We start from the raw sequence: 11,812 nt of genomic DNA, 5'->3' as shown, positions 1-11,812 counted from the left end.
CGCTAAACCGGCCGGTCGCGTAGAAGGGGCCGTGTTCAACCCCTTAAAAAGGGCTGTCGAATTCGCTAAACCCGGGCAGGACGGTGTCTTTTTCTGAGAGAAGCAGTTCAGCCGCCGGGATACTGCCCCAGTTGATACCGAGTTGGGGATCGTTCCAGATTACACCCACTTCCGATTCCTTGTTGTAAAACTGGGTCACTTTGTAAGTAAAGATGGTATCATCTTCAAGTGTGAGAAAACCATGCAGGAACCCGGGAGGCACCCAAAGCTGCTTGTGGTTGTCACCGCTCAATTCGATTCCGAAGTGCTGGCCATAAGTAGGGGATTGCCTGCGGGCGTCAACCGCCACATCAAACACCCGGCCCTGTATAACCCGCACCAATTTGCCCTGGGCAAAAGGCTGCTTTTGCGCGTGCAGCCCCCTCAACGTGCCTTTTTGGGAAAATGACTGGTTGTCCTGAACAAAAGGAGCGGTAATTCCCGCCTCGGCAAGGATCTGGCTGTTAAAACTTTCGTAGAAATACCCGCGGGGGTCTTTCCATATTTTTGGCTCGATAACGAGTACACCCTTCAATGGGGTCTTGGTAATCTGCATCATTTTAGTCTAGGTACTCCATCAAAGTCCGGTAAGCCACAAAACGGCCCTCATAACGGTCGTTGAGGCTTTTTTGCAGGGTTGCTGCATGGTTGTTTACATAATCCTGGTAGCTGCCGATGTTTTCAGCAACATATTGCGAGCAAAAGGTCACCCCTTCGTTTGGCGAATCAACTACGCGCAGGATCCGGTTGGAAAGAAAATGCCCGGTAGCCATGACTTCAGGAATATGCACTTCCTGCATCCAGTTCAGGAATTCTTGGGCTACCCCGTCTTCGACGATGAGTGTAACATTGTACAATAACATGGGGCAAAGATAAACATTCAGGCTGGCTTTAAAAGTTTAAAGCGCAGGGGTGGGCCGCTCCTGAGCCTGACCGGGAAGATCGCCGCGCAGAATGCGGAAACGCTTGCGGGCCTCGGCGACAAACATGCTGCCGGGTGCGTCTGTGATGAGCCGCTGGTACCAGTTTTTTGCCTGTTCGCGGTCATTCAGGTGCTCTTCATACAAGGCAGCCAGCTTGAATAGGGCATCATCGGCATAGATGCTCTCAGGAAACGAAGCAATGAGTTTTTTATAGATATCGACAGCAGCGCTGAAGTTACTTTTGTCGGTCAGCACGCGCGCTTTCGTCATGAGCACGGCATCCTGCAGGTTATGGCCGGGAAAACGGATGTCGAGACTGTCCAGCTTCTGCATGCCGGCATCGGCCAGATTCCGGAACAGCAGCAGCTCGGCGTCGGCGTAAATCTTCAGCGCATTGCTGTCGGCCGGGCTTTGCATGTGATCTGATATAAGCAGGCTCAGGTTCAGCGCATCGTTGGCGATCAGCTGTGAGGTGGCATTTTTTAAAACGTCGGCCTGCGACTTGGCATAACTAAAATTTCCCTGGTAAAAGGACAACTTAGCGCTGCGGTAACGGGCCTCGTTGCCGAGCGCCTGGCCCTCAAATTGTTTGCTGACCTGCTCATAGACCAGGATCGCTTCCCAGGGCTCATTGCTCAAAATATAGACATCGCCCAAGTCCAGTTTGATCTGGCCCGCCTCTGCAGGCGCGACACCTGGAATGTTCAGTGCGGCCTCGAGCGTTTCTTCGGCCTGTTTAGGACGGTCCAGGTAGTGTGCCTGGAGATCGGCCAGGTGTTTCAATGCAAACAGCGTTTGCGTGGTACGGCCATAGGTTTGCAAAATATCCTGGTATTCGGCAGCTAATTTCTCAACGGCGGCGGCCGGCTGGCGGTCGCGTTTAACTTTCAGGTACCTGGTATTGATAAGCTCAATACGCGCAGGCAAATAGTACCGGTTCTCCCGGCCCTTAACGATCTGGTATTCGTATGCCTTAATGGCAGCATCATAAGCACCTTCGGCTGCGAAATTATAGGCGGCATTGAGCAGTTGCTGTCCTTCGGCTTTTGTACGCCGGTCAAACGCAATAAGCTGCCGCAATGCTGCGTCATAGTCGCGCTGCTGAATATATTGCCAGATCAGCAACTGGGTATATGTTTCGTTATCAGGCGTTTTCTGTAGCTGCGCAATCAGCGCACTGGCCAGCAGCTGGTAGTCTTCTTTGCTTTCAAATAGCGCGGCGAGCACATTTTCGGCCTGGGGCCGCAGTTGCGGCATGTCGGCCAGGGCATTGACATATTCCTGTGCCAGCATGTATTTGTCTTTCTTAAAGCGGTAAATGCTAAGCAGTTCGTTTGTAAACAAGCGGTCATTGCGTAATACCTTCCGTCCGTGCTGAAGGGTCTTGATAACCTGGTCGTAGGCTTCGTACCGGTAAAAAGTATTTGCGGCATCGCGAATGCGGGTTTCCTCAGCAGGTAATTTCGCGATCAGATCATCGTAAACACGCTTTGCTTTTTCGTTCTGCCCCGATTCGCTGTAGATCTGGCCCAGTGCAATGCTGTATTCTGTGGCCGACCATGCATCTTTGCCCTTGCGCTTCAGCAATTTTTCTGCATCATCAAAGCGCTTTGTTTTGAGCAAGCTGTTGAAGTAACCTTCGAACGATTGGGCCGAGCCCGCGGCGGCATACAGCCGTTCGTACAGGGCAAGCGATTTTTGATAATCGCCATTTCGGTAATATTCGGCTGCAAGGGCCTGGTCGCCTTGCTGGGCTGAAGCCGGGCCAGCCGTCAGCAGCACGGCCATGGTTATGCACGCAATACATAAATGCTGTAGAAAATTGGGCATGGCTGCACTAAAGTAACATTTTTCTAACAAAGAACCCCTTCCGGGCGGCTAGCCGTAAAGTATTTTAAATGTTACGGTTTTTACGGAACAGCCCTTCCAAAAAGTACTTACTTTACGGTTTGGGTTAGGTATTGGTTTAAGTAACATTGTTAACGAAATAGGCGGCACGCGCTTGCGTAATGCTTATTTTTGTACCCTATTTACCAGTATGCGTGTGTTGAAGAATTTGTTCCTGCTGTTTGTCCTTTCCTTGCTTTTTGCCTGTAAACCGGGTGTAAAGACAGGGGAGATCGCGGTGAATGATTTCTTCAAAAGCCAGGACCGCGCCCAGTACAAGGTCTCCCCCGATGGCAAGACCTTATCTTACCTGAAACTGCAGGATAACCTTCAGAATCTGTTTACAGAAGACATTGCCACCGGCAAGGTGACGCAGCTGAGTTTTCTGAAAAGCCGAGGGGTGCGTTTCTACCTGTGGGTCAGCAAAGACGAATTGATTTTTTACCGCGACCAGCCCCTGCAAACCGGCGCAGAGATGTACATCGTCAATAAGAACGAAGGTGCACCCAGAAAACTTTCGGCAGACCCTAAAGCCAAGATCCGGGTGCTTGAAGATCAGCTCATCGATAACAAGTTTTTGCTGGTCGCGTCGAACAAACGTGACTCTACCGTTTTCGACGTATACAAGCTGAACATACGGGATGGTTCTCTGAGCCTGGCGGCGCGGAATCCGGGCAACATTGCCGACTGGATTACCGATGCGGAGGGACGCCTGAAACTGGCCATTGCCAGCGATGGGGTAAACGAAACCCTGCTTTTCAGGGACAATGAGAGCCAGGCATTCAGACCAGTGATCAAAAGCAGTTTCAAGAACACCCTGGTTCCCATCGGCTTCGCCGGAAAGGACGGCCGTACGGTATACGCCATCTCAAACATCAACCGCGATAAAAATGCCCTGATCGAACTGGATATGGTCACAGGAAAAGAGCAGAAAGTGCTTTTCTACAGCGATTCGCTTAACGTGGTAGAAGGGCAGTATTCGCGCGCAAAGGCGCAGGTAGAGTATGTGGTAGTAGAAACCTGGAAAAAACAGAAGAGGTATTTGAACGAGCGGGCAAAGGCGTTTTATGGGAAACTTGACGAATTGCTGCCCAAAACTGAGATCAAGATTATGGCCCGCGACAAGAATGAAAACGTTTTTGTCTTGCGTACCTTTACCGATCGAAACCCCGGGTCGTATTACCTTTACATCTCAGGCCAGCAGAAATTAAAAAAGCTGGCCGACATTAATTCTTCGATTCACGAAGCTGAGATGTGCGAAATGAAGCCGGTAAGTTTTACCTCACGCGATGGGCTCACGGTTAACGGTTACCTGACCTTACCAAAGGGCGGCAAGAAAGAAAAACTGCCGGTCGTCGTGCTTCCGCACAACGGGCCGCGTTCGCGCAACGGCTGGGGCTACGATGCAGAAGTACAGTTCCTGGCCAACCGGGGTTATGCCGTGTTCCAGATCAATTACAGGGGTTCTGACGGTTATGGTAAACAGTTCATGACGGCCGGTTTCAAACAATGGGGCAAGAAGATCCGCGAAGATGTCATTGATGGGGTAAACTGGCTCATTGTCCAAAACATAGCCGACCGAAAACGCATCGCCATTTACGGCACAGGCTTCGGTGGTTTCATTGCACTGAACTGCATGTCTGAAAATCCCGGGCTTTTTGTGGCGGCAGCCTCCAACTCGGGCGTTGTGAACCTGTTCAGTTACCTGAAAAGCATTCCGCCATTCTGGAAAACCTCTTTGCAGATGTATTACGAAATTGTCGGCAACCCGCTTACAGACGTAGACTACATGCGGTCCGTTTCGCCGGTTTTTCATTCAGACCGCTTCAAAAAACCTTTGTTTATTGCGCAGAACGCGAAAGATCCCCGTGTTAACCCGGGCGAGACAATTCAGTTCGTTAAAGAACTGAAAAAACGAAATATTCCTGTAACTTACCTTGAAAAGGACGAGGGGTCTTACCAGGAGAAAAAAGAGGAAAGCCGCAAAAGGTTCTATGCAGCGCTCGAAGCGTTTCTCAAAGAGAACCTGAAAAAGTAATGGCTACATGATTGCGGATAAAACGAGTGGTTACCGGAAAAACTTCCTGCTGATCATCACATTCATAGTGCTGATCTCAGTGCTGTTTATTCTTTCGCTTTTCCTGGCCTTCAATTTCAGCAACAAGTACATAGAAAACGAATTCAGTTCGGCAAAAGTAGACGTGCTTGAAAAAACGATCGGGCCGTACAACGATTTTTTTCAGAATAAAATTCCCGAAGTTTCCTACTACAATGGCTTCCTTGATTCGGCCACTGCGGCCAAATTTACAGATACCGTGCTGCTCAAATACCCCTTTGTCTCAAAGGTGATCTTTTACGATTCCGAAGTCAAAAACGAACCGGTGCGTGACGGAATTAACGCCAGCCATTTTTCTTTTGGACCCAAAGCCATTTACCAGTTCGGCAGCCTGGTGCCACTCGATTCTGTGAAACTTTTTTCCTACGACAATACGCGCTCATTCAGTGTCGGCGATGACTTCAACGCCATCGGCTTTAAGCTCGTTTCATTCGTAGAAAGCCTGGACACGGCGAAAGCACCCTCACAGGACGAACTGTTCTCGAATTTTTCCGCCATCCGCTCAAACCGGATCACCTATCTGAATATACCCCGTCGCGAAGACCTGAAGGTGTATAAAGAGATGATGAGGCGTAAACTGGCTTCTTCACCGGTATACCAGCAGGACTTGCTCACCTTCCAGCTTGATCCTTACAAGATCCGGATCGTCAATTCGCGTCCGCTGCTGTACCAGCGCATCCGCATTGAGCCGCTGACCTATGACCCGATCGATGCTTCAGATCTTTACATGGCAACAGAAATTACGCTGCCGGGCCCTTTTTCAGATTATAAGCTTTATTTTCAGTCTTCTCGGTCCTTTATCAAGAAGGAGGTGTTTTCTTATTTCCTGCCCATTGCGCTGATCCTGCTCCTGGTGTATGCAGTACTGATGCTGGTAGCCATGCTGATTTACCGCAACCTGAACATCAACAGTAAAATGTTCAAACTGCAGTACGACTTCATCACGAACTTTTCGCACGAATTCAAGACGCCGGTCAGTGTCATTAAAATAGCCGGAAACAACATTCGCAGCGCCAGTTCCCTGTCAGAACGCGAGCAAAAACATTATGGAAAGATCCTGGATGAAGAGGCTGACAAGTTAAACGGCCTGATGAACAAACTGCTGGCCTTTACGCAGATCGAGAACAAATCGATTTCGCTGAACCAGGAAGAGGTATCGATGCGGGATTTTATCGAGAGTACCATCGAGTCGCACACGCTTAAATACAGCGATTTCGAAATGACCTACGAGGTCAGCGGCTTTGATAAATTTATAACCGATCCGGTTTTGCTGGGCAGCCTATTCGATAACCTGGCAGAAAATGCCTATAAGTATTCGAACCCTGGAAACAAAAAACTTCACATCAGCGCCAGGCTGATCAGGGGCCGCATTGTGCTGCGGTTTACCGATAAGGGCATCGGGATCGCCGCACAAGACCTTGAGCACATTTTTAAGAAATTTTTTCGCATCCAGAACCAGTATAACCAGCAGGGAAGCGTGGGTCTCGGTTTGGCGTTCTGCAAAGAACTGGTTAATTTTATGGGGGGCGAAATCAGGGTAAAGAGTAAAATAAACAGGGGGACGGAATTCATTATTGTGCTTCCGTACATTAACACATAAACTATGTCAAAAGGAGTAAAAATACTGATTGTTGAAGATGATGAGAACTTGAGGTTCCTGGTGGTGCACCGCCTGCAGGCAGAAGGGTACGAGGTTCTTGAGGCGGCAGACGGCGAAATTGCCGAACAGACGATCATGAGTGCGCAGCCCGATATTGTCCTGCTTGACTGGATGCTGCCGGGCAAACAGGGTGCAGAAGTTTGCGAAAATGTAAGAAAACAGGGTTTTGAAAACCTGGTGATCATGATGACCGCCAAAGCGCAGGATGTAGATAAAATCGATGCCTACAATTTCGGGGCCTCAGATTATGTGACCAAACCCTTTAATATGGACGTGCTTGTGGCCATGCTGGACAGCAAAGTGAAGTTTATCGTTAATAAGGATACTTCAGAAATTCACCGTTTTGGTTCAATGGAGCACCATCCGAATATCCACACCCTGTTCAGGAACGGCAAAAAGATCGAGCTGACCATCCTCGAGAACCGCATCCTGCTGTATTTTCTGCGGCACCCCGGTAAGGTCATTAACCGCGATGAGCTGATGATGGTGGTATGGGGTTACAATTCAGATGTGAATACCCGGACCCTTGACATGCACATTGTGCGGCTGCGTAAAAAAATTGAGCTGAACCCTGATAACCCGCAGCTGCTGCAAACGGTGCGCGGAGTTGGTTACCGGTTTAATTCCTCGCAAACCAGTTAAACCGCATGGTCCGGTATTTTTCGGCAGACAAGGTCTACCCCGTTACATCTGCGCCCTTAGAACGGGGCGTTGTGGGCATGGAGGCCGACGGGCGCGTTGCGGGTGTCTGGTCTGAGGCAGATTTTGATGCCGCATTGGGACGGGTAGAACGCCATCGGGGGGCATTGGTGCCGGGTTTTGTAAATACCCACTGCCACCTGGAGCTGTCGCACCTTCGCGGTAAATTTCCCCGCCATACCGGCTTGCCGGGCTTTGTACAGCTGGTCATGAGCCGCCGTGGGGCAGGCAATGAAGAAATCGGGGCCGCCATGTTGGCGGCCGATGATGAAATGCACCGCAACGGCATTGTAGCCGTGGGTGATATTTCCAATAACGCCGCATCGCGGGCCGTAAAGCTGGAAAGCCGCCTGCATTACCACACTTTTGTGGAGGCCCTGGGTTTTAACCCGGCCCGCGCAGCCGAAATTTTTGCATCGGTCGTGGCGCTCGAGCGGCAATTTGCCCCGCTTTCTGTATCGATCGTGCCGCATGCCCCGTACTCCGTGTCTCAAAAACTTTTTGCTCTGCTGGGGCAGCATGCCATGGAAAGACATGCCACCTTAAGTATACACAACCAGGAGACCGCAGACGAAAATCTGTTTTTTCAGAAAAAACAGGGTGAATTTGTTGAGCTGTACGAGAAAATGGGTCTGGATCTGGCCTTCTTTGAGCCGCCCGGCCTCAACTCCCTGCCTGCAACAGTGGGGCATTTGCCTGCTACGCAGAAGCAGCTCCTCGTGCACAACACATTCACCACCGAAGCAGATTACCGCAGCGCCACCGCCCGTCACAGCAGGCTGTACTGGTGCCTGTGTCCGGCGGCCAACCGATACATCGAAAACCGCCTGCCAGATGTGGCTATGCTGGAGCGGCTTGGTGCACGCATTACGCTTGGCACAGATAGCCTGGCCAGCAATACCGAACTCAATATCCTGGCAGAAATGAAGATACTGCAGGAGGAGGCACAGATCCCCCTGGCAAACCTGCTGTGCTGGGCAACCTGGAATGGGGCGGAGTTTCTTGGCCTGAGCGACTGGGCCGGCAGCCTGGAAAATGGGAAGAAGCCGGGCCTGAACCTTATTCCTGTCAACGAACGTTCAGAGATTACGGGTACGCGCGTGCTGCGGCTTGCCTGAACCGGCAAGACCTGACATCGCTTGGTCCAACCGGCGCCTGAATTCAAACTACCGAAGCATGCAAGCAATCACAAAACTTTTTAAAATCCGCTACCCCATTATCCAGGCCGGTATGGTTTGGTGCAGTGGCTGGCGGCTGGCAGCAGCCGTTTCGAATGCCGGCGGCCTTGGCCTGATCGGCGCGGGCTCCATGTATCCGGATGTACTGCGGCAACACATTCAAAAGTGCCGCCGGGCGACCGCAATGCCTTTTGGTGTCAATATTCCATTGCTGTACCCGGACATCGAACAGTTGATGAATATTGTTATGGAAGAGCATGTCAGGATCGTATTTACTTCTGCAGGAAACCCCGCTACCTGGACACCTTTGCTGAAGGCGGCAGGGCTGACTGTGGTACACGTTGTTTCTAATAGCAAATTTGCTATAAAATCGGCCTCCGCTGGTGTTGATGCGGTGGTTGCCGAAGGTTTTGAAGCCGGAGGCCATAACGGGCGCGAGGAAACGACCACCATGTGCCTGGTTCCGGCAGTTCGGCAGGCGGTTGATATTCCGGTCATTGCAGCAGGCGGTATTGCCTCGGGCGAGGCCATGCTTGCCGCTCTGGCGCTGGGGGCAGATGGCGTACAGATCGGTTCGGCCTTTGCCGTGGCGGCAGAGTCTTCTGCCCATCCTGCCTTCAAACAAAAAATCGTGGAGGCGGGCGAGGGCGACACGCGACTAAGCATGAAAAAGCTGGTGCCCGTCAGGCTGCTAAACAACGCTTTTTCTGAGGCCATCCATGCAGCCGAGGCGCGGGGTGCAGGGCGCGGCGAACTCGTCGATATGCTTGGGCGTGCAAGGGCCAAGGCCGGTATGTTCGAGGGGGACCTCGAAGAAGGCGAGCTGGAAATTGGACAGGTTTCGGCTGCGCTGCGCGAGATTGAACCGGCTGCCGAAATCCTGGAAAGGATCTGGACGGGCTTTTTGCAGGCCCGCCACCGCGTCAGCACCCTGCTTTAGCCGCATGGGCTGCCTGGTAATCCAGAGAAGTTACGGTAGCGGGCGCAGCCGCAGTTCGGGCCAATCATGGCGCTTTAATTCCATGAACCAATAATTGCCTAAATAGGCTAACTTTGCCCTACATGAAACACCTCAATATCATTGTGCGCGGAAAGGTACAGGGCGTATTTTTCAGGGCTTCGACAAAAGCGGTTGCCGATCAGATCGGGATCAAGGGTTTTGTAAAGAACGAAAAGGATGGCTCTGTGTATATCGAAGCCGAAGGAGAGGACTTCATGCTCGACGCTTTTACCGACTGGTGTCGGGAAGGACCAGACCGTTCTGAGGTTGAAGGCCTCGAGATCAGCAGCGGCGAGCTGCGCAACTTCAGAAACTTTGAGGTCGTAAAGAAAAATCTTTTGTGGTAACCAGCCCCGCCAGCCATGTCTGTTTATAAAAAATTTGCAGGTCAGACCATTATCTATGGGGTCAGTACCGTGTTTTCGCGGGTGCTGAACTTTTTCCTTACGCCAGTTTATACCAGCGTTTACCCCACCAGTGTTTATGGTATTTTTACCAATATGTACAGCTGGGCGGCATTGATCAATGCCGTGCTTTCTTTCGGAATGGAAACCACCTTTTTCAGGTACCTGAACAAGTATGAGGACCGCAAACAAGACGTGTACAACAATGCCTTCTTGACGGTTGCTTTTCTGGGCTTCCTGTTCTTTTGCACGGGCATGGTGTTTTCGGGCAGCATTGCATCCGGTCTTGCCGACGGCGGAACCGTGGCTTCGGCCGATTACCGGCAATATATTCACTACTTCCTCTGTATCCTGCTTGTTGATGCGCTGTGCGTCATACCATTTGCCAAATTGCGTGCAGATGGCCGGCCCTTGCGTTACGGCACGATCAAGTTTTTGAACATCGGGGCCTTTATAGGCCTGAACCTGGTTTTTCTCTTTCTCATCCCGGCCATCATCCGGAATGACTGGCCCTTATCGGGCTGGCTGTCGGGCTGGTACAGGCAGCAATGGATCGGTTATGTTTTCATTTCAAACCTGGCGGCGAGCGTGCTTACCATGATCATGCTGCTGCCGGAGTTCATGAAGCTGCGGCTGCGGTTTGAACGCCGGCTTTTCGCTGATATGTTCTCTTACAGTTGGCCCATCCTGGTCGCCAACATTTCATTCGTGATCAATGAAAACCTGGATAAGATCGTACTCAAAGAACTTGTGCCCGGGGCAGGAAAAGGTTTTCAGGATACCGGAATTTATGGTGCCAGTGCAAAGATTGCGGTTTTTCTCAGCATTTTTATCCAGGCTTTCCGGCTTGGGGCAGAGCCCTTCTTTTTTAACCATGCAAAGGAAAAGAATGCCCGGGAAACCTATGCCACCATTCTGCAGTACTTCGTCATCGTTGTGGCCTTCATTTTCCTGGCGCTGGTGGCCAATATCGAAATTCTCAAATATTTTATAAGAGGCAAAGACGCGGCACAGCAGGCCTTGTACTGGTCAGGACTGCAGGTTGTTCCTATCCTGTTGTTTGGTTACGTCTGTCTGGGTATTTATATGAACCTATCTATCTGGTACCGGCTTTCAGACCAAACACGATTTGGCCTCTATATTTCGGGCTTCGGGGCTGTTCTCACCATTATCCTGAATGTGATCCTGATACCGCGGTACAGTTATGTGGGCGCGGCCTGGGTTTCACTGCTTGCCTACCTGAGCATGATGGTGCTTTCGTATGTGCTCGGCCACAAACACTATCCCATTCCTTATCCGCTGCTGCGCATGCTGGGCTATCTTTTACTTTCTACCGTGCTGGTTTACGCTTCTTTTTATATTTTTAACAGGAACATTTACATAGGTAACCTATTCCTTGTGCTCTTTGCAGCGGTGATTTGGCTGCGCGAGGGGCAGAAACTGAAGATGATGCTGCGCGCCAAAAAATAACTTATGAAAATCAAAGTCATTAACCATTCGGCACACGAACTGCCAAAATACGAGACTGCACATGCTGCCGGCCTGGACCTGCGCGCCCACATCGGCGAGCCGGTAATGATCGGCCCGCTTCAGCGTGTGCTGATCCCCACCGGACTGCACATTGAATTGCCCGTAGGGTATGAAGCGCAGATCAGGCCCCGAAGCGGCCTGGCCTACAAACACGGCATCAGTATCGTGAACACGCCGGGAACCATCGATGCCGATTACCGCGGCGAAATTAAAGTGCTGCTTGTCAACCTGTCTGACACGGCGTTTGTCGTAAACAACGGCGAGCGCATTGCCCAGATGGTCGTTGCCAGGCATGAAACAATCAGCTGGGAGCCGGTTGCCGAACTGGAAGACACGGCCAGGGGTACAGGCGGTTACGGACATACCGGAAAATAAC

At 51.1% G+C, this 11,812-nt stretch carries 11 protein-coding genes; 8 read left to right on the top strand and 3 right to left on the bottom strand.

Features of this window, described 5'->3' with window-relative positions; genetic code table 11:
* Window positions 1-43: 43 nt before the first annotated feature.
* The 3 genes from rfbC to C7T94_RS00700 are packed head-to-tail and all read right to left on the bottom strand — an operon-like array spanning window position 44 to window position 2,750.
* Entirely contained in the window at window positions 44-595 is a 552-nt protein-coding gene (gene rfbC / locus C7T94_RS00710) for a dTDP-4-dehydrorhamnose 3,5-epimerase (RefSeq protein WP_162618584.1), read from the bottom strand.
* A gap of 4 nt (window positions 596-599) precedes the next feature.
* Window positions 600-902: a DUF4286 family protein gene (locus tag C7T94_RS00705; protein ID WP_107212697.1), complete on the bottom strand. Its 303-nt coding sequence runs from the start codon at window positions 900-902 to the stop codon at window positions 600-602.
* A 36-nt stretch (window positions 903-938) separates the two neighbouring features.
* On the bottom strand, window positions 939-2,750 hold the full coding sequence (locus C7T94_RS00700; protein WP_107212695.1) for a tetratricopeptide repeat protein: 1,812 nt from the start codon (window positions 2,748-2,750) through the stop codon (window positions 939-941).
* A gap of 250 nt (window positions 2,751-3,000) precedes the next feature.
* On the opposite strand from C7T94_RS00700, the gene C7T94_RS00695 reads away from it, so the two are divergent.
* From C7T94_RS00695 to dut, 8 genes are all read left to right on the top strand, one after another.
* On the top strand, window positions 3,001-4,887 hold the full coding sequence (locus C7T94_RS00695) for a S9 family peptidase (protein WP_107212693.1): 1,887 nt from the start codon (window positions 3,001-3,003) through the stop codon (window positions 4,885-4,887).
* 7 nt (window positions 4,888-4,894) lie between these two features.
* Window positions 4,895-6,565 carry a sensor histidine kinase gene (locus C7T94_RS00690; protein WP_107212691.1) on the top strand — a complete coding sequence of 557 codons (1,671 nt, stop codon included), beginning with the start codon at window positions 4,895-4,897 and terminating at the stop codon, window positions 6,563-6,565.
* Window positions 6,566-6,568: 3 nt separating this feature from the next.
* Window positions 6,569-7,267, top strand: a complete 699-nt coding sequence (locus tag C7T94_RS00685) for a response regulator transcription factor (protein ID WP_107212690.1) — start codon at window positions 6,569-6,571, stop codon at window positions 7,265-7,267.
* A 5-nt stretch (window positions 7,268-7,272) separates the two neighbouring features.
* Window positions 7,273-8,442: an amidohydrolase family protein gene (locus tag C7T94_RS00680; protein WP_107212688.1), complete on the top strand. Its 1,170-nt coding sequence runs from the start codon at window positions 7,273-7,275 to the stop codon at window positions 8,440-8,442.
* Window positions 8,443-8,500: 58 nt separating this feature from the next.
* Window positions 8,501-9,442: an NAD(P)H-dependent flavin oxidoreductase gene (locus tag C7T94_RS00675; RefSeq protein ID WP_107214600.1), complete on the top strand. Its 942-nt coding sequence runs from the start codon at window positions 8,501-8,503 to the stop codon at window positions 9,440-9,442.
* A 122-nt stretch (window positions 9,443-9,564) separates the two neighbouring features.
* Window positions 9,565-9,849 (top strand): acylphosphatase, encoded by a 285-nt coding sequence (locus C7T94_RS00670; protein ID WP_107212686.1) that lies wholly within the window; start codon window positions 9,565-9,567, stop codon window positions 9,847-9,849.
* Window positions 9,850-9,864: 15 nt separating this feature from the next.
* A complete protein-coding gene (locus C7T94_RS00665; RefSeq protein WP_107212684.1) occupies window positions 9,865-11,376 on the top strand; it encodes a lipopolysaccharide biosynthesis protein in 1,512 nt (503 codons plus the stop codon).
* 3 nt (window positions 11,377-11,379) lie between these two features.
* The gene (dut, locus tag C7T94_RS00660) at window positions 11,380-11,811 is read left to right on the top strand and encodes a dUTP diphosphatase (RefSeq protein ID WP_107212683.1); all 432 of its coding nucleotides are present in this window, start codon (window positions 11,380-11,382) and stop codon (window positions 11,809-11,811) included.
* Window position 11,812: the final 1 nt, after the last annotated feature.

The organism is Pedobacter yulinensis, assembly GCF_003029735.1.
GTDB lineage: Bacteria > Bacteroidota > Bacteroidia > Sphingobacteriales > Sphingobacteriaceae > Pedobacter > Pedobacter yulinensis.
Note: the sequence above shows the minus strand (reverse complement) of the source record. Positions and strands in the feature narration are given on the sequence as shown.